Raw genomic sequence first — 21,260 nt, 5'->3', positions numbered from 1 at the left:
TCCCAGCGCCCTTGCGCCGCGAGTCAGCATCTGTGTATAATTGCCGATTCACAAGGACAGTTGCGTTCCGGATTCGTGTGTCAGTGCATCCCGGGTCGCTCGATATGACTTAATTGTTGTGTCCCCCGCGGCACGCATCTGAATTCAGGATATTTTTCGACATGGCAAATTCCGCACAAGCCCGCAAGCGCGCCCGCCAGGCCGTTGCCCAGAACGCTCACAACTCCAGCCTGCGCTCGCGTCTGCGCACCGCAGTCAAGGCCGTCCGCAAGGCCATCGATGCCGGCGACAAGGCTGCTGCTGCTGAGATCTTCAAGAACTCGCAAGCTGTGATCGACAGCATCGCCGACAAGAAGATCGTGCACAAGAACAAGGCTGCACGTCACAAGTCGCGCCTGTCGGCCGCTATCAAGGCCATGGCTGCCTGATAGTTGCCGGGCCGCTGCGGCGGCCCAGCGGCGGAGCTTCGGTTCCGCCAAACAAAAAGCTCGTCATCCGACGAGCTTTTTGCTTTTCTGGTGTCCATCTTCCGGCGCCTGTCTTCCGGCGCCTTGTTGCGATGTCATTCGAGCGAGCAGGCCTCGACCAGTTGCAGGTTGTTGTCGCGCGCAAAGTTCAGCACGAAATCCAGCGCCTTGGGTTCGATATCGCGCAGCCGCACATCCACCACCACGCATTTGACGTTGCCGGCGAAGATAGGGCGCACGTAAGGGGAATAGGTGAGTCGGGGATCGCCACTGTCGCCTTCGGGGCGGAACTGCGCCATGACGCCGCATAGTCGCTCGGCCCAGTCGCTCGGGCGGAAGGTCTTGCCTTCCTTGGTAATGCCTTGGATAAAGAATTCGCGAACGTTGGGGTTCATGAGGCTGGACACTGCGGGTGAGGCGACGACTCGACGGTTAAACCCGCGAAACGGGCGCCCGTTTGACGCGGCTGGGGCGCGTTTGGTTCGCGCTTTTTCCGGCCGGGAAGGCGGGGCGTCGGTGTCTGCGGGGGCACTTTTGATGCCGGCGGCGCGCAGCGGCAAGGGTATGCCGGGGCCCCGCGTGAATCAGCCAGTATTATATCTTATATAAGACTTGCGCATAAGGGCAGAATCCTGTCAGGAACCTGTCAACGCGGCCGGCGCGCCGCCTGTCACGGGTTGTCCCGGGCTGGGCAAAGCAGAAATAATCCCTTATGATTCTTGCAGTTAAATTGCGTATGCGACGCGAAAGGCGGCTCCGCGGCGCGCTCAGGTCATGAGACTTCGTGACGGCGCGCCCCCACCGAGCCGCCTTCTTTGTTTTATGAGCCCAACCCCGATCAAGCATTACCTCCAGTTCAGCGACTTCACTCCCGACGAGTACGAGTACCTGCTGGACCGCGCGCGGATCCTGAAGGCCAAGTTCAAGAACTACGAGACCTGGCACCCGCTGCATGACCGCACGCTGGCCATGATCTTCGAGAAGAATTCCACGCGTACGCGCCTGTCGTTCGAAGCGGGCGTCCACCAGCTGGGCGGCCATGCAGTGTTCCTGAACACCCGCGACTCGCAGCTGGGCCGCGGCGAGCCGATCGAGGATGCGGCGCAGGTGATCTCGCGCATGGTCGACATCATCATGATCCGCACCTTCGGCCAGGACATCATCGACCGCTTTGCCGCGCACTCGCGCGTGCCGGTGATCAACGGGCTGACCAACGAATACCACCCGTGCCAGGTGCTGGCCGATATCTTCACCTACATCGAACAGCGCGGCAGCATCCGCGGCAAGACGGTGGCGTGGATCGGCGATGCCAACAACATGGCCTATACCTGGATCCAGGCGGCCGAGCGGCTGGGCTTCAACTTCCATTTCTCGGCGCCGCCGGGATACCAGCTCGATCCGGCCATGGTGCCGGCGTCTGCCGCCGGCCTGGTCAAGGTCTTCGAGGATCCCCTCACCGCCTGCCAGGGCGCGAGCCTGGTCACCACCGACGTCTGGACCAGCATGGGCTTCGAGGCCGAGAACGAAGCCCGCAAGCGCGCCTTCAAGGACTGGATGGTCACCACCGCGATGATGAACCGCGCCGAGCCCGACGCGCTGTTCATGCACTGCCTGCCGGCGCATCGCGGCGAGGAAGTCGAGGCCGCCGTGATCGACGGCCCCAAGAGCGTGGTCTGGGACGAGGCGGAAAACCGCCTGCACGTGCAGAAGGCGCTGATGGAATACCTGCTCTGCGGCCGCTACTGAGCGCGCGCGGAGTGAACAAGGGAGGGGCCGCGATGGCCCCTCTTTTTACGTCTGATTCAAGACAGTGAAGGAGATGGAAGTGAGCCAGTTCGACAATGTATCGGTCGTCAAGAAAGCCAACCTGTATTTCGACGGCAAGTGCGTGAGCCACACCGTGCTGTTCCCGGACGGCACCCGCAAGACCCTGGGCGTGATTTTCCCGGCTTCGCTGACGTTCAACACCGGCGCGCCGGAAATCATGGAAATCAATGGCGGCAGTTGCCGCGTGCGCCTGGCCGGCGCGGAAGACTGGCAGACATACGGCGCTGGCCAGCAGTTCGACGTCCCAGGCAACAGCAGCTTCGACATCGAGGTGCTGGAGACGCTGGACTACGTGTGCCACTTCGGCTGATCGCCAGGCCAGCAGGCGCTACAGCACCACCGGCTCGGGCTCGATCCGCACGCCGAAGCGCGCTTCGACGGTATCCGCGATGCGGTTTGCCAGCGCCAGCAGCATCGCGCCGGTGCCGCCGCCATGGTGCACCAGCACCAGCGCCTGCTTGCCATAGACACCCACCGGGCCGTCGCTGACGCCCTTGAATCCGCAGCGGTCGATCAGCCAGCCCGCGGCCAGCTTGTAGCTGCCATCCGGCTGGGGATAGCTGACCAGGTCGGGATTGGCCCGCAGCAGCGCGTCGCGCTGCGCCGCGCCGACCAGCGGGTTCTTGAAGAAACTGCCGGCGTTGCCGATCTGCGCGGGGTCGGGCAGCTTGCGCGTGCGGATCGCCACCACCGCGTCGCGGACCATAGCGGCATCCGGGGCGGGATTGCCGGCCAGTTCGCGCGCCAGTTCGCCGTAGGACAGGACCGGCTGCCAGGCCTTGGGCAAACGCAGCGTCACCGAGGTAATGATGTAGCGGCCGGCGCCCGCCTGCTTGAACAGGCTGTCGCGGTAGCCAAAGCCGCATGCGCGCAGGTCCAGCCAGACGAACACGCCGGCATGGCGGTCATAGGCGCGCACGCCTTCGAAGCGGTCACGCAGTTCGACCCCGTAGGCGCCAATATTCTGGATCGGCGCGGCGCCCGCGGTGCCGGGAATCAGTGCCAGGTTCTCGAGCCCCGGCATGCGGTCGGCGATGGTGCGGTTGACCAGCGCATTCCAGTTCTCGCCCGCGCCGGAGGTGACCAGCCAGGCGTCATCGGCATCCTCGACCTGGTAGCCCGGGATCTCCATCAGCAGCACCAGCGCGTCGAGGTCGCGCGTCAGCACCACGTTGCTGCCGCCGCCCAGCACCACCAGCGGCAGGCCATTGGCGCGCGGGTCCGCGAGGGCCTCGGTCAGGTCGGCTTCGGTGCGCACATGCACGGCGTAGCGCGCGCTTGCATCGAATCCAAATGTATTGTGGCGGCGCAGGGGATAAAATTCGTGGAAATCTGCCATGCAAGGGGATAGGTGACGCGGCCGCCGCTGTTGGTGAGCGTTGCGGCCCCTGGCTGCGAGGTAGGCCTGAATTATACGGAAGGCGTCGCCAACGGCCGTCTTCCGGGCATATGGATCACAAGGAGAATGCAATGCCGTCGTTTGACGTAGTGTGCGAAGCGAACATGGTCGAGGTGAAGAACGCCGTCGAGCAAGCCAACAAGGAAATCTCGACTCGTTTCGATTTCAAGGGCTCGGACGCCCGGGTCGAGCAGAAGGAAAACGAGCTGACCGCCTTTGCCGACGACGATTTCAAGCTGGACCAGGTGAAGGACGTGCTGATCAACAAGATGGCCAAGCGCAATGTCGACGTGCGCTTCCTGGACTACGGCAAGACTGACAAGATCAGCGGCGACAAGGTCAAGCAGGTCATCACCATCAAGAAGGGCGTGACCGGCGACCTGGCCAAGAAGATCGTGCGCATGATCAAGGACAGCAAGATCAAGGTGCAGGCGAGCATCCAGGGCGATGCGGTGCGCGTGTCGGGCACCAAGCGCGATGACCTGCAGAACGTGATTGCCATGCTGCGCAAGGACGTCTCGGAAGCGCCGCTGGACTTCAACAACTTCCGCGACTGAGCGGAACCCACTCCGGGCCGGCGCCCATGCCGGCCCCGCCTGCCGCCGCGGCGCTCAGCGCGCCTGCGGCAGCCCGCTGATCTTCGCGCCGGCGCGGATGCCCTTCTGCGCGAACCAGCCCTGGTTCATTTCCAGCGCATAGCGGATCGCCGCCTTCGGGCAGTGGTTGTTCTCGGTGCGCGGCGCCATGTCCTCGATATTGACGATGGTCCCGTCGTCGGCCAGGAAGGCGATCGACAGCGGCAGCTCGGTATTGCGCATCCAGAAGCAGTGCCCGGCCTTCTGCTCGAACACGAACAGCATGCCGCCGTTGACCGGCATGCTCTTGCGGTACATCAGTCCCTGTTCGCGCGCCGCCGGTGTGGCGGCAACCTCGGCCTGGATCGCGTACATGCCCGCGGTCAGCGGCACTACCGGCAGCGCGGCTTGTGCCTGGGCCTGGCTGGCGGCCAGCACGGCGAGCGCCGCGGCAATCTGGAAGCGGCGTGACAACGGCGTCTTGGGCGGGAAGGACATGGTGTTCGGTGTGGAAGGGCGCGGACGGCAGCCGCAAGCATAGCGCACGCGCAGCGCCGATGGATGGCGGAGGCCAAAATGACAAAGGCAGGCGCCTGGTGGCAGCCTGCCTTTTCTTGCGCCGACGCAGGGCCGGCACGGAGCGCCAGCGGCTTACTGCGCGGCCGGGGCCGAAGCGGCGTCGGCCGCCTTCTTCTTGCTGTGCTTCTTGTGGCTGGTCTTCTTCTTGGCGGCCTTCGGGGCTTCCTTGGTGGCCGCGGGCGCTGCAGCGTCGGCGGGTGCCGAAGCCTGGGCGAAGGCGCCGGTGGCGAACAGGCCCACAACCAGAGCAGCGATCAGTTTTTTCATGGCGATTACCTCGAAGGATAAGAACAGTCGGAAGTTGCGACGCGTGATTAGACGTGTCACCGACAAGAACGAGGCGTTCGGATCGCCCGTTGACGCGCCATTTGTTAGCTTTTGTAACGAAAACGCCGCTTGACGTCGTTCGCCTGTCTGGTCTTTGAGACATGGGTGGCCGGCGCGCGTGCCGCCGGCAAGCCCAGCACACCTGGCTCGACCTCGCACGATTCTCCGGGTGCAAGACCGAGCGTGCGCAGATCGAGCGGCCCGATGCCCACTCGGACCAGCCGCAGCGTTGGGAAGCCGACGGCCGCGGTCATGCGCCGCACCTGCCGGTTCTTGCCCTCGCGAATCTTCAGCTCCAGCCATGAGGTGGGGATCGCGGCGCGATAGCGCACCGGCGGCTGGCGCGGCCAGAGCCAGTCGGGCTCGCCGATCGCACGCGCCCGCGCCGGCTGCGTGACGAAGTCGCCAAGGTCGACCCCGGCGCGCAGCCGCGCCAGGGCGGCCGCGTCGGGAATGCCCTCGACCTGGGCGAGGTAAGTCTTTTCCAGCTTGTGGCGCGGATCGGCAATGCGCGCCTGCAGTGCACCGTCGTCGGTCAGCAGCAGCATGCCTTCACTGTCCGCATCGAGCCGGCCTGCCGGGTACACGCCCGGCACACCCACGCAAGCGGCCAGCGTGGGACGCGTGGGATGCTCCGAGAACTGGCTCATGGTGCCGTAAGGCTTGTTCAGGGCGATCAGGGTCATGGGGCGCAAGTATGCCGCAGCCGCGCGCCGCGGTTGGCGGATGATGAAAGATTGCTGCATAATACGAAATCAGTCTTGTGTCTTATATAAGACCAAGACTTGCCTGAATGCAGGCCAGGGTGGTGCAATGCACTACTGGGTGGGCCGCGATGGCCGCTACAATGCCAGCGCCATCTCCCGAATCTCGCCGTCGGCCAAGCACACCGGCGGCCGTCTAAACCGTTCCGTACTGGAGACGTCATGTATCAACACATCAAGGTTCCGGCCGGCGAAAAGATCACGGTCAACCAGGATTTTTCGCTGAATGTCCCGGACAACCCCATCATTCCCTATATCGAAGGCGACGGTACGGGCGTCGATATCACGCCGGTGATGATCAAGGTGGTTGACGCGGCCGTGGCCAAGGCATATGGCGACAAGCGCAAGATCGCCTGGATGGAGATCTACGCCGGCGAGAAGTCGACCAAGGTCTACGGCCCGGACGTGTGGCTGCCGGACGAAACCCTGGATGTGCTCAAGGAATACGTGGTCTCGATCAAGGGCCCGCTGACGACGCCGGTGGGCGGCGGCATCCGCTCGCTGAACGTGGCGCTGCGCCAGCAGCTGGACCTGTACGTCTGCCTGCGGCCGGTGCGTTACTTCAAGGGTGTGCCTTCGCCGGTGCGCGAGCCGGAGAAGACCGACATGGTGATTTTCCGCGAGAACTCGGAAGACATCTACGCCGGCATCGAATGGGCCGCGGAGAGCGAGCAGGCGAAAAAACTCATCAAGTTCCTGCAGGACGAGATGGGCGTGAAGAAGATCCGCTTCCCGGCCACGTCGGGCATCGGCGTCAAGCCGGTTTCGCGCGAGGGCACCGAGCGCCTGGTGCGCAAGGCGATCCAGTACGCCATCGACAACGACAAGCCGTCGGTGACGCTGGTGCACAAGGGCAACATCATGAAGTTCACCGAGGGTGGCTTCCGTGACTGGGGCTACGAACTGGCACAGAAGGAATTCGGCGCCGAGCTGGTGGACGGCGGCCCGTGGTGCAAGTTCGAGAACCCGAAGACCGGCAAGGATATCGTCATCAAGGATGCGATTGCCGATGCCTTCCTGCAGCAGATCCTGCTGCGTCCGGCCGAATACTCGGTGATCGCCACGCTGAACCTGAACGGCGACTACGTTTCGGATGCACTGGCGGCGCAGGTCGGCGGCATCGGCATTGCCCCGGGCGCCAACATGTCCGACTCCGTCGCCATGTTCGAAGCCACCCACGGCACCGCGCCCAAGTACGCCGGGAAGGACTATGTCAACCCGGGCTCGGAAATCTTGTCGGCGGAAATGATGCTGCGCCACATGGGCTGGACCGAGGCCGCGGACCTGATCATTGCGTCGATGGAAAAGTCGATCCTGTCCAAAAAGGTTACGTACGATTTCGCGCGCCTGCTGGAAGGCGCGACCCAGGTCTCGTGCTCGGGCTTTGGCCAGGTGATGATCGAAAATATGTAAGCACAGACTCCCGCTGCGGCGGGCAGCCTGCCTTGAAGAGACCCCGCAACCGTGCCCCGGCTGCGGGGTTTTCTTCTTGCGCCCGGCTACGCCGTTGCCTAGAACTTCAGGGATTGCAACGGACGGGCCGGTGGCCCGCGGAGACTGCCATGGACGATCCTTTCCGCCGCACAGCCTTTGGCGCGGCCATCTTCTACAAGGACCCGCTGGCCGCACTGGACTGGCTGGAGCGCGCCTTCGGCTTCCAGCGGGTCATGGTGATCCGGGACCAGCAGGACCAGCTGGTGCACTCGGAAATGCGCTTTGGCGACAGCTACCTGATGGTCGGCAGCGAGTGGGCGGACTTTACCGCCAGCCCGGCGTCCATCGGCGGCAAGAATACGCAGACGGTGCATGTGCACCTGCGGGACGGGATCGACCAGCACTGCGAGCGGGCCCGTGCCGCTGGGGCAGTGATCGTGCGGGAGCCGCAGGATGAGTTCTATGGCGACCGCTCGTACACCGCCAGGGACCCGGAAGGCCATGTCTGGACCTTCGGCCAGACTGTGCGGCAGGTCACAAAGGAAGAGGCCGAGCAGGCCAGCGGCTTGAAGATCGACGGCTGGGCCTGAGCTGGCCAGCCTCCACGGCCGGCCCGTGAAAACCAGAAAGCCCGGCACGAGGCCGGGCTTTCCGTCGGATGCGGTGCGTGCAGCTGATATGCGCCAGCAGCTGCCCGGCCGCCTGAGGCAGCCTGGCGGGCACTGGCGCCGATCCCGTCCCGGGGGAGTTCCCCCCGCACCCTCTTAGACCGCTCCACGGCTCTGCCGGCCGGGATGCGGTCGCGGCGCAGCTTAGCTGGCGTCCTGGATGTTGGTGGCTTGCTTGCCCTTGGGGCCCTGGACCACCTCGAACGAGACGCGTTGACCTTCCTTCAGCGTCTTGAAGCCCGACATCTGGATAGCCGAAAAGTGCGCAAACAGTTCTTCTTCGCCCTCGTCCGGCTTGATAAAACCGAAACCCTTGGCGTCATTGAACCATTTGACGATACCGCTTGCCATATACTCCCCCAACGAAATAGCACATTTCAAAGCGGGGAAGCCGAGGCCGGCCGGATGATACGGACTGCGGCGCACGCACTGCGACGCCATGACCGGCCGCGTTTCGAGGTGCGGCCGGCGATGACGCGCGGCGAGGTGCAATCGCGTGGCGGCCAGTCTGGATGCTGACTCGCCGCCGCCGGGCCGTGGGCCTCCCTGCTCACGGATCACCCGCGCATTGGCCTTTTGCTTTGGCTCACTGGCTTCAGGCGGGTGTGCGGCCGATTCTTCTGTCAAACAAAGATACTGTCAAGCTGGCGGAATCCCCACTGCGGGCAGGGTGTGGTGGGAAACGGACGGCGCGGGATGGTACCTTGGCGGCAAGCATCGGGTATTGTCCGGATCAGTCCTGCGGGCTCCCGTCACGTGCATTGCAATGCCTCTGGCGTGCGGTTCCGCGCTTTTTCATAACCGGAAACAGGTGACCCGGCCCTTGAATCCGGCGCCTTTTCCCCAAATTGCAGAGTTGCGAGTAAGGGTTAGAATAAAGCCATGGCTACACGGCTTGCGAATGTCCCACAACGCGAAGCGGGCACCATCCTGGAGCGGAAAGAGCAGGCGCTCAAGCCGCCTGCCATGTTCAAGGTGGTGCTGCTTAACGACGACTACACTCCGATGGAGTTTGTCGTGATGATCCTGCAGCAGTATTTCAGCAGGGACCGGGAAACGGCGACGCAGATCATGCTGACCGTCCACCGGGAAGGAAAGGGCGTCTGCGGTATCTACACCAGAGATATCGCGGCGACAAAAGTCGAGCTGGTGTCAACGCACGCGCGGCAGGCGGGGCACCCCTTGCAGTGCGTGATGGAGGAAGCATGATTGCGCAAGAATTGGAAGTGAGCCTGCACATGGCTTTTGTCGAAGCCCGGCAGGCACGCCACGAGTTCATTACCGTGGAGCATCTGCTGCTGGCATTGCTCGACAATCCCACGGCAGCTGAAGTCTTGCGCGCCTGCGCGGCCAATATCGAGGACCTGCGCACCAGCCTTAAGAACTTCATCGCGGATAACACACCGGTGGTGCCGGGGACCGACGAGGTCGATACCCAGCCCACCCTCGGCTTCCAGCGCGTGATCCAGCGCGCGATCATGCACGTCCAGTCCACTTCCAACGGCAAGAAGGAAGTGACAGGTGCCAACGTGCTGGTCGCCATCTTCGGCGAGAAGGATTCGCACGCGGTCTACTACCTGCAGCAGCAGGGCGTGACGCGCCTGGACGTGGTCAATTTCATCAGCCACGGCATCCGCAAGGACCAGTCCGAGCCCGCCAAGCACGGCGACAATGCCGGCGAAGGCGAGGGCGGCGACGGCAAGGAAAGCCCGCTCGAGCAATACACCCAGAACCTGAACGCGCTGGCCAAGGCCGGCAAGATCGATCCGCTGATCGGCCGCGAAAGCGAAGTCGAGCGCGTGGTGCAGGTGCTTTGCCGCCGGCGCAAGAACAACCCGCTGCTGGTGGGCGAGGCCGGCGTCGGCAAGACCGCCATTGCGGAGGGCCTGGCCTGGCGCATCACCAAGAACGAAGTCCCGGACATCCTGGAAAAGGCCACCGTCTACTCGCTCGACATGGGCGCGCTGCTGGCCGGCACCAAATACCGCGGCGATTTCGAGCAGCGGCTGAAGGGCGTGCTCAAGTCGCTCAAGGACAATCCCAACGCGATCCTGTTCATCGACGAGATCCACACGCTGATCGGCGCGGGCGCCGCATCGGGCGGGACGCTGGACGCCAGCAACCTGCTCAAGCCGGCGCTGTCGTCGGGCCAGCTCAAGTGCATCGGCGCGACCACCTTCACGGAATACCGCGGCATCTTCGAGAAGGACGCGGCGCTGTCGCGGCGCTTCCAGAAGATCGACGTGGTCGAGCCGTCGGTCGACCAGACCGTGCAGATCCTGCGCGGCCTGAAGTCGCGTTTCGAGGAGCACCATGGCGTCAAGTACGCGGCTTCGGCGCTGACCGCCGCGGCCGAGCTGTCGGCCCGCTTCATCACCGACCGCCACCTGCCGGACAAGGCGATCGATGTGATCGACGAGGCCGGCGCGGCGCAGCGCATCCTGCCGAAGTCCAAGCAGAAGAAGACCATCGGCAAGAGCGAGATCGAGGACATCGTCTCGCGCATCGCGCGCATCCCGCCGCAGAGCGTGAACCAGGACGACCGCAGCAAGCTGCAGACGCTGGAACGTGACCTGAAGTCGGTGGTGTTCGGCCAGGATCCGGCGATCGAGGCGCTGGCCTCGGCGATCAAGATGTCGCGCGCCGGCCTGGGCAAGACCGACAAGCCGATCGGCTCGTTCCTGTTCTCGGGTCCCACCGGCGTGGGCAAGACCGAGGTCGCTAAGCAGCTGGCCTTCATCATGGGCATCGAGCTGCTGCGCTTCGACATGTCCGAATACATGGAGCGCCACGCGGTCAGCCGCCTGATCGGCGCGCCGCCGGGATACGTCGGCTTCGACCAGGGCGGCCTGCTGACCGAGGCCGTCACCAAGAAGCCGCACTGCGTGCTGCTGCTGGATGAAATCGAGAAAGCGCATCCGGATATCTTCAATATCCTGTTGCAGGTGATGGACCATGGTTCGCTGACCGACAACAACGGCCGGCGCGCCGACTTCCGCAACGTGATCATCATCATGACCACCAACGCGGGAGCGGAGACCATGAACCGCGCCACCATCGGCTTCACCAGCTCGCGCGAGCAGGGCGACGAGATGGCCGACATCAAGCGCATGTTCACGCCGGAATTCCGTAACCGTCTGGATGCCATGATCAGCTTCCGGTCGCTGGATGAGGAGATCATCCTGCGCGTGGTCGACAAGTTCCTGATGCAGCTGGAAGAGCAGCTGCACGAGAAGAAGGTGGAAGCCAGCTTCAGCGAGAAGCTGCGCAAGTTCCTGGCGCACAAGGGCTTCGACCCGCTGATGGGCGCGCGCCCGATGCAACGCCTGATCCAGGACATGATCCGCAAGGCGCTGGCCGACGAGCTGCTGTTCGGCAGGCTGGTGTCCGGCGGCAAGGTCGTGGTCGACCTGGACGAGCAGGACCAGATCAAGCTCGATTTCTCCGAGATCGAGCCGGAACCGCCCGAGGCGCCGGAAGAGCAGCGCGCCGAGGCCTGAGCGGCAACCGCGCCGGCCGAAAATCGCACCGGATCGTGGCGACCCGGGCGAGGTTCGGCGGGGTTTGCCTGCAACGCGGCCGATCATCGGGCAAAATACAGGGGGCGGCAGTGATGCCGCCCCTTCTTTTTTGTCCCGGCGGCCACCGGCATTGCGGCCGCCAACGCCCGAATACCCGATGTCCTCTGCCGAACGCACGCGGCGCCGCCGCCTGCTGCTCAAGATCCTGCCGCTGGGCGCCATGCCTGTCCCGATGATGCACGCCGCCGCCGCCGAGGCGCCGGCCGGCAACCGTCCACTGGCGCTGGTGCTGCCGTTCCCGCCGGGCGGCAGCGTCGATATCGTTGCGCGCCAGCTGCAGCCGGGGCTGAAGGCGGCGCTGGGGCAGACCGTGGTGGTCGACAACAAGCCGGGCGCCGGCGGCCTGATCGCGTCCAGCACCGTGGCGCGCGCCAGGCCGGACGGCAGCACGCTGCTGATGGCCTTCGATACGCACGCCATCAACCCGTTTGCCTACAAGCAGCTGCCCTACGACACCTTCCACGATTTCACGCCGATCTCGCAGCTGGTGCGCTTCCCGCTGGTAATCGCCGCCAATCCTTCGCTGCCGGCCGCCAATGTGCGTGAGCTGGTGGCATTGGCCAAGGCGAGGCCCGATAGCGTGCGTTATGCCTCCTCCGGTATCGGCAGCCTGAACCAGCTTGCGGCCGAGGCGCTGGCGACCGAAGCCGGCATGCACATGCTCCATGTACCTTACAAGGGTGGCGGCCCGGCTGTGCAGGCGGTGCTGGCCAACGAGGTCGATCTTTTTTTCAGCAGCTATGCCGCAGTGCAGGCGCATGTGGCCGCGCGGACCATCAAGGTGCTGGGCGTGACCGGCACCAGCCGCCTGCGCCAGTTGCCGCAGGTGCCGACCGTGGCCGAGCAGGGGCTCAAGGGCTTTGAAGCTTATTCCTGGATCGGCGTGTTCGGGCCCGCCAACCTGCCCGCGGCATCGGTCACGCGGATCCACCAGGCGCTGGTCGAATCGCTGCGCCAGCCGCGCGTGGTCGATGCGCTGGCCGCGCAAGGCTTCGAGATCGTCGGCGGCAGCCCGGCCGAACTCGGCAAGCTGGTGCGCCAGGAGCACGACAAGTGGCAGGCCGTGGCGCGCAAGGCCAATATCCAGTTCGAATGACGGCGGCCGGGCGGACGCGCCCGCCGCGCAGACTGAGGTGATGTCGATGGCAAGCCAAGCGGAAATGTTCGACCACGCGGTGGTGGTGTGTCCCGACCTCGATGCGGGGGTGCAGGCCTGGCAACGGCTCGGCTTTACCCTGACGCCGCGCGGCTATCACACGCTGGGTTCGCAGAACCATTGCATCATGCTGCGGCACGACTACGTCGAGCTGCTGCACGTCACCGCGCCTACCCCAAGCCGCCAGTACTACTGGGACGCGCAGGCGCGCGGCGGCGGCTGTGCGGCGATGTCATGCAAGAGCGACGACGCCTTCGGCACGGCCGCACGGCTGCGCGCGTCCGGCTGGTACACCTCTGATCCGATCGAGTTCTCGCGCCCGGTGCGGCTGGACGATGGCAGCGAACATCCCGCCACCTTCCGCGTGACCGCGCTGGACGATGCACCAGGTGCGCGCTATTTCGTCTGCGAGCATCGCACGCCAGAGCTGCTGTGGCGACCGGAATGGATGTCGCACGCCAACGGCGCCGACAGCATCGCGACCATGTTCCTGGTGGTGGCGCCCGCGCTGGTCGATGCCGCCGCGCGGGCCTACGCCGAACTGACCGGCGGCGAGCTGACGCAACTGAGCGAGCATGTCAGCAGCCTGGCGCTGGATGACGCCGCGCTGGTGGTCAGCACGCCGCAGGCGCTGGCCTCGGCGACCGGCACCGCGCATGTGCGCAGGGAGGTGCCGGGATATGCCGCGATGCGCCTGCGTACAAGCGACCTGGCCGCGGCGCGTGCGCTCTGGCGCAACGCCGGCGTGCCGACCCACGACCTCGGCCCCCGCGAAACGCTGGTACCGGCCGAGGCGGCCGGCGGCGTGGCGTTGCTGTTCGAGCAGCGCGGCTGAAATGCAAACTGGCGCCGCGGCGCGCCAGTTCTGCTTTGCGGTTTGCCGCGGCGCGTCAGGCGCCGGCCTTGGCGTGATGCACGCCGGTCGAGCCGAAGCCACCGGCGCCGCGCTCGCTGTCTTCGCTGAACTCGTCCACCGTCGTGAAGACCGGGCGCAGCACCGGCACGAACATCATCTGCGCGATGCGCTCTCCTGGCTGGATCACGATCGGCTCGGTGCCCGGCGCGTTGCGGTTCCACACGCTGACCATGATCTGGCCCTGGTAGTCGGCATCGATCACGCCGATCGAGTTGCCCAGCACCAGGCCCTTCTTGTGGCCCAGGCCCGAGCGCGGCACGATGGTCGCGGCCATGTAGGGGTTGCCCATGTGCACGGCGATGCCGGCCGGCACCAGTTGCGCGGGCGTGCCCGGGGCGATCGACACCGGCGTGTCGACGCAGGCATGCAGGTCGATGGCGGCGGCCATTTCGCTCTGGTAGGCAGGCAGGCCCCATTCGTTCAGGCGGGCATCGAGCACCTTGATTTCGACGGTGGGGTTCAGGGGCTGGGTCATGGGCATCCTGGGGGAATTCGGTTCAAACAGATCGGTTGGCAGCGGCGCATGATACCGGACGGACGGGGCTCAGGCCGCGCCGCCGAGGTCAAATGCCTGTGCCAGCAGTTCGTAGGTGCGCAGCCGCGCGGCGTAGCTGGCCGTGACGCTCAGCACGACCAGCTCATCGGCGGCAAACTGCTCGCGCAGTGCTTCCATGCGCGCGGCCACGCGCTCGGGCGTGCCGCACAGCGTGCGCGGGCGCTCGCGCTCGATCACGAGCCGGTCACGCTCGGTGGGAGAGAACTCCGCGGCCTGTGCCATCGACGGGATCGGCGCGTTCACGCCATAGGCCATCTGCAGGCGGCGCAGGTCGACGGCGCGCTCCAGTTCGGCTGCTTCGGCATCGGTATCGGCGCAGATGACAAAGATGGCTGCCGCGCTGTACGGTCTGGCCTCGTAGCCCGGCGTGAAATCGTCGCGGTACTGCTGCGCCACAAGGTGGCCGCTATGCGCATTGATAAAGTGGGCAAAGGCGAAGCGCAGGCCCAGCCGCGCGGCCAGCGCGCCGCCGTAGTCGCTGGAGCCGAGCACCCACAGCTCGGGCCGGGTATCGATCTCCGGCTGCAGCAGCACGCCTTCGGCCAGATGGCCGGGCGGCACCTCACCGCGCAGCAATGCCGACAGGTCGCGCACCTGCTCTTCGAATTGCGCGCCGCGGTCGTACTGGCCCATCGCCACCGCCTGCGCGGTGCGCAGGTCGCCGCCAGGCGCGCGGCCGACGCCAAGGTCGATCCGGTTCGGGAACAGGCCTTCGAGCATGCGGAACTGCTCGGCAACCTTGAACGGGCTGTAATAGGGCAGCATCACGCCGCCGGAGCCGAGGCGGATGCGCTGCGTGACGCTGCCGATGCGGGCCAGCATGACTTCGGGTGCGGGATTGCAGACCCCGCGCAGGCCGTGGTGCTCGGCGCACCAGTAGCGGGTGTAGCCCAGCGCGTCGGCCATCTGCGCCAGTTCCACGGTGGCGGCGAGCGCGTCGCGGGCGCTGTGGCCGGCGATGACTGGGCTTTGGTCGAGTACCGACAGGCGCAGGCGTGGCTTGGACATCGGATCCGCTCCGCGCTCAGGGCCGCGCGCGGCCCGGCAGCCGCTGGCCGATCGCGGCTACCAGCTGGCGTGCCAGCGACAGCTTGTCGGCGCGCGGCAGCCGCGTCATGCCGGCGGCATCGAACAGCACGATCTCGTTGTCGTCCAGGCCAAAGGTATGGTGGCCGATATTGCCGACCAGCAGCGGCACGCCCTTGCGCTGGCGCTTCTGTTCGCCGTACTGCTCCAGGTTCTCGCTTTCGGCCGCGAAACCGACGCAGTAGGGCGCATCCGTGCGCGCCGCCACGGTGGCGAGGATGTCGGGGTTCTGCACGAACTGCAGCGTGGGCGTATCGGTGTCGTTGGCCTTCTTCAGCTTCTGCTGGGCCACCTCGGCGGGGCGCCAGTCGGCCACCGCCGCCACGGCGACGAAGACGTCGGCGCCGGGCAGCTGTGCCAGCACCGCGTCATGCATCTGCTGCGCGCTGCGCACGTCGGTGCGCACCACGCCGCGCGGCGTCGGCAGGCCGGTCGGCCCGGCCACCAGCAGGACTTCGGCGCCGGCCTCACGCGCCGCGCGCGCGATCGAGAAGCCCATCTTGCCCGACGACAGGTTGGTGATGCCGCGCACGGGATCGATTGCCTCGAAAGTCGGCCCGGCGGTGATCAGAACGCGCTTGCCTTGCAGCGGCTTCGGCTGGAAGAAGGCGATGATGTCGTCGAGCAGTTCTTCCGGTTCGAGCATGCGGCCGTCGCCGACCTCGCCGCAGGCCTGGTCGCCGCTGCCGGGGCCCAGGATCGCCACGCCGTCGGCACGCAGCTGCGCGGCATTGCGCTGGGTTGCCGGCGCGGCCCACATCTGGCGGTTCATCGCCGGTGCCACCAGCAGCGGGCAGTCGCGCGCGATGCACAGGGTGCTCAGCAGGCCGTCGCACAGGCCGTTGGCCAGGCGCGCCATGAAATCCGTGGAAGCCGGGGCGATGACGATGGCGTCGGCCTCGCGCGAGAGGTCGATATGCGCCATGTTGTTGTCGATGCGGGCGTCCCACTGCGACAGGAACACCGGGCGGCCGGACAGGGCCTGCATTGTCACCGGGGTAATGAAGTGGGTCGCCGCCTCGGTCATGGCCACCTGCACGGTGGCGCCGGCCTTGGTCAGCAGACGGACCAGCTCGGCCGACTTGTAGCAGGCGATGCCGCCGGTCAGGCCGAGAACGATGTGCTTGCCGCGCAAATCCATGGTGGGAAACCTGGCTGGGGAGAAAGGGAAATGATACCGGGGAAGCCGGCTGGGGGTTTGCCCCCCTGAGGGTTGCTCCCCTCTCCTGCCCGGCGGGAGAGGGGCGGGGGTGAGGGCGGGACCCTCGATTGGCGTGGTGCCTTGGCAAACCGCCCCTCACCCAGCCCTCTCCCCATGAGGGGGGAGCGGAACACCATCGGTTTGCTTAGCGTAATCGCTATGCTCAGTGCTTTCGCACCCGCCGCAATTCATCCACGATCAGCAGCACGGCGCCGACCGTGATCGCGCAATCCGCGACATTGAAAGCCGGCCAGTGATACCTGCCCGCGTAGAAATCGAGGAAGTCGACCACGTGGCCGTAGACCACGCGGTCGATCACGTTGCCGACGGCGCCGCCCAGGATCAGCGACACCGCGAAGCAGAACAGCCGCTGCCCGGTGTGGCGATACAGCAGCCACACGATGAACGCCCCGACCACGATGCCCAGCCCGGTAAAGAACCAGCGCTGCCAGCCGCCGGCGTCAGCCAGGAAACTGAACGCCGCGCCCTTGTTGTAGACCAGTACCAGGTTGAAGAAGCTCGTGACCGGGCGCGACTCACCGTAGGTGAAGCTGCGCACGATGACGATCTTGAAGAACTGGTCAAGCAGCACCACCAGCAGCGCGAACGCCAGCCACAGCAGTGGCGTGGTGTTGCCGGCGGCCTTGCTGCCGCGGCGCGCCGGCCGGGCGGATCGGGATGTGGTCGATGCCATCAGGCATGGCTCCTGTGTTCGCCGGCGCCGAACAGATTGCTGTCGCAGCGGCCGCAGAGGGTGGGGTGGTCCGGGTTGTGGCCGACATCGGCGCGGTAGTGCCAGCAGCGCTCGCACTTGGCATGCGCCGACGGCGTTACCGTCACCAGCAGGTCGCCGGCTTCCGGCGCGGCAGTGACCTTGGCCGACGAAGTCAGCAGCACGAAGCGCAGGTCGTCGCCCAGGCTCTGCAGCGCCTGCAGCACCGGTCCGCCGGCCTGGATGGTCAGCTCTGCCTGCAGCGACGAGCCGATCTCGCCTTCCACGCGCACGGCTTCCAGTTGCTTGGTGACTTCGGCGCGCACTTCACGCAGCGTATGCCATTTCTGCAGCAGGTCGTCGGCGTCGTCCATTTCCGGCACCGGGTAGTAGGTGCTGGTGAAGATGGTGTCGGTGTGTTCGGTGCCGTGGACAAAGACCTGCCATGCTTCCTCGGCGGTGAACGACAGGAACGGCGCCATCCAATGCAGCATCGCCTGGGTGATGTGGTACAGCGCGTTCTGCGCCGCGCGGCGCGCCTTGGAGTCCGCCGACGTGGTGTAGAGGCGGTCCTTCAGCACGTCCAGGTAGAAGCCGCCCAGGTCTTCGGAGCAGAAGGTCTGCAGCTTGGCCACCACCGGGTGGAATTCGTAGGCCTCGTAGTGCGATAGCACTTCCTTCTGCAGCCGGTCGGTCAGCGCCACGGCGTAGCGGTCGATCTCCAGCCATTCCGATGCCGGCAGCGCGTGCTTGCCATGGTCGTAGTCGGACAGGTTCGACAGCAGGAAGCGCAGCGTGTTGCGGATGCGGCGATAGCTTTCCACCACGCGCTTGAGGATCTCGTCCGAGATCGACAGCTCGCCCGAGTAGTCGGTCGAGGCCACCCACAGGCGGATGATCTCGGCGCCCATCTTGTTGGAGATGTCCTGCGGCGACACGGTGTTGCCGACCGACTTGGACATCTTGCGGCCCTCGCCGTCGACCGTGAAGCCGTGCGTCAGCAGCGCCTTGTAGGGCGGCTTGCCGTACAGCATCGACGCGGTCAGCAGCGACGAGTGGAACCAGCCGCGGTGCTGGTCGGAGCCTTCCAGGTACAGGTCGGCCAGGCGGCCCTCGGGCGTGTCGGCGGCCGGGTCGTACAGGTCGTCCTGGTGCGAGCCGCGCACCACGGTCCAGTGCGTGGTGCCGGAGTCGAACCAGACGTCGAGCGTGTCGCGGTTCTTCTCGTACTGGCTGGACTCGTCGCCCAGCAGTTCGGCCGGATCCAGCGTCTGCCAGGCCTCGATGCCTTGTTGCTCGACGCGCCTGGCGATCTCTTCCAGCAGTTCAGGCGTGCGCGGATGCAGCGCGCCGGTTTCCTTGTGCACGAAGAAGGCCATCGGCACGCCCCACTGGCGCTGGCGCGACAGGGTCCAGTCCGGCCGGTGGGCGATCATGTTGTGCAGTCGCTGCTTGCCCCACGACGGGTAGAACTCGGTCGCCTCGATGCCGGCCAGCGCGGTCTCGCGCAGCGTCGGCACGGTCTTGCCGTTCTCCTCGGCCGGATCCACGTCCATGCCCGCGAACCACTGCGAAGTGGCGCGGTAGATGATCGGCGTCTTGTGACGCCAGCAGTGCATGTAGCTGTGGGTGTACTTGTGCGAATTGAACAGGTTGCCCGATTCCTGCAGCGCATCGACGATCTTGGGGTTGGCATCCCAGATCGACAGCCCGCCGAACAGCGGCAGGGTGCCGGCGTAGACGCCGTTGCCCATCACCGGGCTGATGATGTCGCTGTCGGGCATGCCGTGCGCCTTGCACGACTGGAAGTCTTCCACGCCATAGGCGGGCGCCGAGTGCACGATGCCGGAGCCGGTGTCGGTGGTGACGTAGTCGCCGAGGTAGATCGGCGACAGGCGGTCATAGCCCGCGTCCATCTTGGCCAGCGGGTGGTGGAAGCGGATTTCCGACAGCGCGGCGCCGGTGGCCGTGGCGACCACCTTGCCTTCCAGGGCGTAGACCTTCAGCTGATCCTCGACGCGCTCGGTGGCCAGGATCAGGTAGCCGCGCGGCGTGTCGACCAGCGCGTACTCCACCTCCGGGTGCACGTTCAGCGCCTGGTTGCTCGGGATGGTCCACGGCGTGGTGGTCCAGATCACGATCCAGCCCGGCTTGGCGTTGAGCTGATCGAACGGCACCTTGAAGGCGTGCGCCAGCTTGTCGGTCTCGGCAAACGGGAAGCCCACGTCGATCGACAGGTCGACCTTGTCCTTGTACTCGACTTCCGCCTCGGCCAGCGCCGAGCCGCAGTCGAAGCACCAGTTCACCGGCTTGAGGCCGCGGAACACATAGCCCTTTTCCATGATCTTGCCGAGCGCGCGCAGTTCGTCCGCCTCGTTGCTGTAGTTCATGGTCAGGTAGGGATGGTCCCAGTCGCCCAGCACGCCCAGCCGCTCGAAGTCCACCATCTGGCGCTTGATCTGCTCGGTGGCGTACGCGCGCGCCTTGGCCTGGACTTCCTGCACCGGCAGGCCCTTGCCGAACTTCTTCTCGATCTGGATCTCGATCGGCATGCCGTGGCAGTCCCAGCCCGGCACGTAGACGGCGTCGAGGCCGCTCAGGCCGCGCGCCTTGATGATCATGTCCTTGAGCACCTTGTTGACGGCGTGGCCGATGTGGATGTCGCCGTTGGCATACGGCGGGCCGTCATGCAGCACGAACTTCTTCGCGCCCTTGCGCGCCGCGCGGATCTTCTTGTAGATCTGCTTCTCCTGCCACTGCTTGACCCACTGCGGCTCGCGCTTGGGCAGGTCGCCACGCATGGGGAAGGGCGTGTCGAGCAGGTTGACGGGATACTTGTTTTTCTCGGGCTTGGCGCGTTTGTCGTCGGACATTTCGATTCTCGAAGCAATTCGTTTGGCGCGCGGCCGGCAGCAGGCCGGGGCGCGCGCGGGAAGACTGGGCGGGGCATGCGAACCGGGCCCGCGCACACTGGCGGGCACCGGCCGCTAGCTAATTCGGTCGGTGGCGGAGGTGGCGAAGTCGCGGCCACCGGTGCCATCGGCAGCGCCAGGCGCGGTCAGGCCGAAGAACCCGCGCGCGTCGGCGCTGTCCTTGGCGATCGCCGCGGTCAGGTCTTCCAGGTTGTCGAAGCGCGCTTCGTCGCGCAGCTTCTTCATGAACTCGACCCGTACCAGCTTGCCGTACAGGTTTTCGTTGAAGTCAAAGAGGTGGACTTCCAGCAGCACGCGGCCGGCGTCCTCGATGGTCGGGCGCACGCCGATGCTGGCCACGCCGGGCAGCGGGTGGTCGGCGATGCCGTGCACCTGCACCACAAAGATGCCGTTGACCGCGGGGCGCTTGTGCGAGATGCGCAGGTTCAGCGTCGGGAAGCCCAGGTCGCGGCCGAGCTTGCGGCCGTGGATCACATGGCCGCTGATGGCATAGCCGTGGCCTAGCAGGCGCCGCGCGTGCTCGAGGTCGCCATCGGCCAGGGCCTGGCGCACCGCCGAACTGGAAATGCGGATGCCGCCTTCGGAGACCGAGCCCATCTGCTCGACATCGAAGCCGAAGCGGCGCCCGGCGTCCTGCAGGTAGGCAAAGTCGCCGGCGCGCCTGGCGCCGAAGCGGAAGTCGTCGCCGACCAGCAGCCAGCGCGTGTGCAGGCCGTGCCACAACACGTTTTCAACGAATTCCTGCGGAGACTGGCCGGCAAAGTGGGCGTTGAAGTGCTCGACCACGACGCGGTCCACGCCGTTGCGGCGCAGGCTTTCCAGCTTGTCGCGCAGCAGCGCGATGCGGGTAGGCGCCTTGTCCGGTGTGAAGAACTCGCGCGGATGCGGCTCAAAGGTCATCACGCACAGCGGCAGGCCGCGCGCGTCTGCCGCCGCGCGCGCACGGGCGAGCAGCGACTGGTGGCCGCGATGCACACCGTCGAAATTGCCGATGGTGAGCGCGCAGGGCGCCCGGCTCTCGGCGTTGGGCAGGCCGCGGAAGACTTTCACGGGGACGGCGGGGAAATGTTTCGGGTAAA

General features: G+C 65.8%; 22 protein-coding genes. 10 read left to right on the top strand and 12 right to left on the bottom strand.

What is annotated here, in order from left to right; genetic code table 11:
- The first annotated feature begins 161 nt into the window (after positions 1-161).
- Complete coding sequence (rpsT, locus tag VSR71_RS03860; protein ID WP_006579059.1) at positions 162-428, top strand: 30S ribosomal protein S20; 267 nt, start codon at positions 162-164, stop codon at positions 426-428.
- A 134-nt stretch (positions 429-562) separates the two neighbouring features.
- Here rpsT and VSR71_RS03855 read toward each other — a convergent pair whose 3' ends face one another.
- Positions 563-862, bottom strand: a complete 300-nt coding sequence (locus VSR71_RS03855; protein ID WP_010815009.1) for a DUF3579 domain-containing protein — start codon at positions 860-862, stop codon at positions 563-565.
- 427 nt (positions 863-1,289) lie between these two features.
- Between VSR71_RS03855 and argF the strand changes: the two genes are divergently transcribed.
- Both argF and VSR71_RS03845 read left to right on the top strand, forming a co-directional pair.
- Positions 1,290-2,213: an ornithine carbamoyltransferase gene (gene argF / locus VSR71_RS03850; protein ID WP_342912580.1), complete on the top strand. Its 924-nt coding sequence runs from the start codon at positions 1,290-1,292 to the stop codon at positions 2,211-2,213.
- A gap of 79 nt (positions 2,214-2,292) precedes the next feature.
- Positions 2,293-2,604 carry a pyrimidine/purine nucleoside phosphorylase gene (locus tag VSR71_RS03845; protein WP_133092239.1) on the top strand — a complete coding sequence of 104 codons (312 nt, stop codon included), beginning with the start codon at positions 2,293-2,295 and terminating at the stop codon, positions 2,602-2,604.
- A gap of 18 nt (positions 2,605-2,622) precedes the next feature.
- On the opposite strand, the gene murB is transcribed toward VSR71_RS03845, so the two are convergent.
- Positions 2,623-3,633 carry a UDP-N-acetylmuramate dehydrogenase gene (murB, locus tag VSR71_RS03840; protein WP_342912579.1) on the bottom strand — a complete coding sequence of 337 codons (1,011 nt, stop codon included), beginning with the start codon at positions 3,631-3,633 and terminating at the stop codon, positions 2,623-2,625.
- 131 nt (positions 3,634-3,764) lie between these two features.
- Between murB and VSR71_RS03835 the strand changes: the two genes are divergently transcribed.
- On the top strand, positions 3,765-4,250 hold the full coding sequence (locus tag VSR71_RS03835) for a YajQ family cyclic di-GMP-binding protein (RefSeq protein ID WP_342912578.1): 486 nt from the start codon (positions 3,765-3,767) through the stop codon (positions 4,248-4,250).
- 54 nt (positions 4,251-4,304) lie between these two features.
- Here the strand turns inward: VSR71_RS03835 and VSR71_RS03830 are convergent, their stop codons facing one another.
- The 3 genes from VSR71_RS03830 to VSR71_RS03820 form a co-directional block, all read right to left on the bottom strand.
- Complete coding sequence (locus tag VSR71_RS03830; protein WP_342912577.1) at positions 4,305-4,766, bottom strand: DUF192 domain-containing protein; 462 nt, start codon at positions 4,764-4,766, stop codon at positions 4,305-4,307.
- Between the two features lie 153 nt (positions 4,767-4,919).
- Entirely contained in the window at positions 4,920-5,114 is a 195-nt protein-coding gene (locus VSR71_RS03825; protein WP_342912576.1) for a hypothetical protein, read from the bottom strand.
- A 104-nt stretch (positions 5,115-5,218) separates the two neighbouring features.
- The gene (locus VSR71_RS03820) at positions 5,219-5,860 is read right to left on the bottom strand and encodes a pseudouridine synthase (RefSeq protein WP_342912575.1); all 642 of its coding nucleotides are present in this window, start codon (positions 5,858-5,860) and stop codon (positions 5,219-5,221) included.
- 240 nt (positions 5,861-6,100) lie between these two features.
- Between VSR71_RS03820 and icd the strand changes: the two genes are divergently transcribed.
- Both icd and VSR71_RS03810 read left to right on the top strand, forming a co-directional pair.
- Complete coding sequence (icd, locus tag VSR71_RS03815) at positions 6,101-7,351, top strand: NADP-dependent isocitrate dehydrogenase (RefSeq protein ID WP_342912574.1); 1,251 nt, start codon at positions 6,101-6,103, stop codon at positions 7,349-7,351.
- A 149-nt stretch (positions 7,352-7,500) separates the two neighbouring features.
- A complete protein-coding gene (locus tag VSR71_RS03810; protein WP_342912573.1) occupies positions 7,501-7,962 on the top strand; it encodes a VOC family protein in 462 nt (153 codons plus the stop codon).
- A 222-nt stretch (positions 7,963-8,184) separates the two neighbouring features.
- Here VSR71_RS03810 and VSR71_RS03805 read toward each other — a convergent pair whose 3' ends face one another.
- Positions 8,185-8,391 carry a cold-shock protein gene (locus VSR71_RS03805; RefSeq protein WP_010814999.1) on the bottom strand — a complete coding sequence of 69 codons (207 nt, stop codon included), beginning with the start codon at positions 8,389-8,391 and terminating at the stop codon, positions 8,185-8,187.
- A gap of 531 nt (positions 8,392-8,922) precedes the next feature.
- On the opposite strand from VSR71_RS03805, the gene clpS reads away from it, so the two are divergent.
- The 4 genes from clpS to VSR71_RS03785 all read left to right on the top strand — a co-directional run bounded on the left by clpS (position 8,923) and on the right by VSR71_RS03785 (position 13,612).
- The gene (gene clpS / locus VSR71_RS03800; protein WP_010814998.1) at positions 8,923-9,249 is read left to right on the top strand and encodes an ATP-dependent Clp protease adapter ClpS; all 327 of its coding nucleotides are present in this window, start codon (positions 8,923-8,925) and stop codon (positions 9,247-9,249) included.
- The gene (clpA, locus tag VSR71_RS03795) at positions 9,246-11,540 is read left to right on the top strand and encodes an ATP-dependent Clp protease ATP-binding subunit ClpA (protein ID WP_342912572.1); all 2,295 of its coding nucleotides are present in this window, start codon (positions 9,246-9,248) and stop codon (positions 11,538-11,540) included. Before clpS ends, clpA begins: the two co-directional genes overlap by 4 nt.
- Before the next feature lie 178 nt (positions 11,541-11,718).
- Positions 11,719-12,717 (top strand): tripartite tricarboxylate transporter substrate binding protein, encoded by a 999-nt coding sequence (locus VSR71_RS03790; protein ID WP_342912571.1) that lies wholly within the window; start codon positions 11,719-11,721, stop codon positions 12,715-12,717.
- A 46-nt stretch (positions 12,718-12,763) separates the two neighbouring features.
- A complete protein-coding gene (locus VSR71_RS03785; RefSeq protein WP_342912570.1) occupies positions 12,764-13,612 on the top strand; it encodes a VOC family protein in 849 nt (282 codons plus the stop codon).
- Positions 13,613-13,667: 55 nt separating this feature from the next.
- Here VSR71_RS03785 and dut read toward each other — a convergent pair whose 3' ends face one another.
- The 6 genes from dut to VSR71_RS03755 all read right to left on the bottom strand — a co-directional run bounded on the left by dut (position 13,668) and on the right by VSR71_RS03755 (position 21,231).
- Complete coding sequence (gene dut, locus VSR71_RS03780; RefSeq protein WP_342912569.1) at positions 13,668-14,168, bottom strand: dUTP diphosphatase; 501 nt, start codon at positions 14,166-14,168, stop codon at positions 13,668-13,670.
- Positions 14,169-14,237: 69 nt separating this feature from the next.
- Complete coding sequence (locus VSR71_RS03775; protein ID WP_342912568.1) at positions 14,238-15,257, bottom strand: LLM class flavin-dependent oxidoreductase; 1,020 nt, start codon at positions 15,255-15,257, stop codon at positions 14,238-14,240.
- A 16-nt stretch (positions 15,258-15,273) separates the two neighbouring features.
- Complete coding sequence (coaBC, locus tag VSR71_RS03770) at positions 15,274-16,476, bottom strand: bifunctional phosphopantothenoylcysteine decarboxylase/phosphopantothenate--cysteine ligase CoaBC (RefSeq protein WP_342912567.1); 1,203 nt, start codon at positions 16,474-16,476, stop codon at positions 15,274-15,276.
- A gap of 223 nt (positions 16,477-16,699) precedes the next feature.
- A complete protein-coding gene (lspA, locus tag VSR71_RS03765) occupies positions 16,700-17,230 on the bottom strand; it encodes a signal peptidase II (protein WP_342912566.1) in 531 nt (176 codons plus the stop codon).
- Positions 17,230-20,121, bottom strand: a complete 2,892-nt coding sequence (gene ileS, locus VSR71_RS03760; protein ID WP_342912565.1) for an isoleucine--tRNA ligase — start codon at positions 20,119-20,121, stop codon at positions 17,230-17,232. Before ileS ends, lspA begins: the two co-directional genes overlap by 1 nt.
- A gap of 114 nt (positions 20,122-20,235) precedes the next feature.
- Positions 20,236-21,231: a bifunctional riboflavin kinase/FAD synthetase gene (locus VSR71_RS03755; RefSeq protein ID WP_342912564.1), complete on the bottom strand. Its 996-nt coding sequence runs from the start codon at positions 21,229-21,231 to the stop codon at positions 20,236-20,238.
- Between the last annotated feature and the right edge of the window lie 29 nt (positions 21,232-21,260).

This window comes from Cupriavidus oxalaticus (genome assembly GCF_038900635.1).
GTDB classification, from domain to species: Bacteria; Pseudomonadota; Gammaproteobacteria; order Burkholderiales; family Burkholderiaceae; genus Cupriavidus; species Cupriavidus oxalaticus_B.
Note: the sequence above shows the minus strand (reverse complement) of the source record. Positions and strands in the feature narration are given on the sequence as shown.

Excerpts from the sequence above, each read along its gene's own strand:
- icd (WP_342912574.1), top strand. The coding sequence starts at position 6,101 with ATGTATCAACACATCAAGGTTCCGGCCGGCGAAAAGATCACGGTCAAC.
- clpA (WP_342912572.1), top strand. The coding sequence starts at position 9,246 with ATGATTGCGCAAGAATTGGAAGTGAGCCTGCACATGGCTTTTGTCGAA.
- argF (WP_342912580.1), top strand. The coding sequence starts at position 1,290 with ATGAGCCCAACCCCGATCAAGCATTACCTCCAGTTCAGCGACTTCACT.
- VSR71_RS03805 (WP_010814999.1), bottom strand. The coding sequence starts at position 8,391 with ATGGCAAGCGGTATCGTCAAATGGTTCAATGACGCCAAGGGTTTCGGT.
- murB (WP_342912579.1), bottom strand. The coding sequence starts at position 3,633 with ATGGCAGATTTCCACGAATTTTATCCCCTGCGCCGCCACAATACATTT.
- VSR71_RS03855 (WP_010815009.1), bottom strand. The coding sequence starts at position 862 with ATGAACCCCAACGTTCGCGAATTCTTTATCCAAGGCATTACCAAGGAA.
- lspA (WP_342912566.1), bottom strand. The coding sequence starts at position 17,230 with ATGGCATCGACCACATCCCGATCCGCCCGGCCGGCGCGCCGCGGCAGC.
- VSR71_RS03775 (WP_342912568.1), bottom strand. The coding sequence starts at position 15,257 with ATGTCCAAGCCACGCCTGCGCCTGTCGGTACTCGACCAAAGCCCAGTC.
- VSR71_RS03785 (WP_342912570.1), top strand. The coding sequence starts at position 12,764 with ATGGCAAGCCAAGCGGAAATGTTCGACCACGCGGTGGTGGTGTGTCCC.
- coaBC (WP_342912567.1), bottom strand. The coding sequence starts at position 16,476 with ATGGATTTGCGCGGCAAGCACATCGTTCTCGGCCTGACCGGCGGCATC.
- VSR71_RS03820 (WP_342912575.1), bottom strand. The coding sequence starts at position 5,860 with ATGACCCTGATCGCCCTGAACAAGCCTTACGGCACCATGAGCCAGTTC.
- clpS (WP_010814998.1), top strand. The coding sequence starts at position 8,923 with ATGGCTACACGGCTTGCGAATGTCCCACAACGCGAAGCGGGCACCATC.
- dut (WP_342912569.1), bottom strand. The coding sequence starts at position 14,168 with ATGACCCAGCCCCTGAACCCCACCGTCGAAATCAAGGTGCTCGATGCC.
- VSR71_RS03830 (WP_342912577.1), bottom strand. The coding sequence starts at position 4,766 with ATGTCCTTCCCGCCCAAGACGCCGTTGTCACGCCGCTTCCAGATTGCC.
- VSR71_RS03825 (WP_342912576.1), bottom strand. The coding sequence starts at position 5,114 with ATGAAAAAACTGATCGCTGCTCTGGTTGTGGGCCTGTTCGCCACCGGC.
- VSR71_RS03810 (WP_342912573.1), top strand. The coding sequence starts at position 7,501 with ATGGACGATCCTTTCCGCCGCACAGCCTTTGGCGCGGCCATCTTCTAC.
- ileS (WP_342912565.1), bottom strand. The coding sequence starts at position 20,121 with ATGTCCGACGACAAACGCGCCAAGCCCGAGAAAAACAAGTATCCCGTC.
- rpsT (WP_006579059.1), top strand. The coding sequence starts at position 162 with ATGGCAAATTCCGCACAAGCCCGCAAGCGCGCCCGCCAGGCCGTTGCC.
- VSR71_RS03835 (WP_342912578.1), top strand. The coding sequence starts at position 3,765 with ATGCCGTCGTTTGACGTAGTGTGCGAAGCGAACATGGTCGAGGTGAAG.
- VSR71_RS03790 (WP_342912571.1), top strand. The coding sequence starts at position 11,719 with ATGTCCTCTGCCGAACGCACGCGGCGCCGCCGCCTGCTGCTCAAGATC.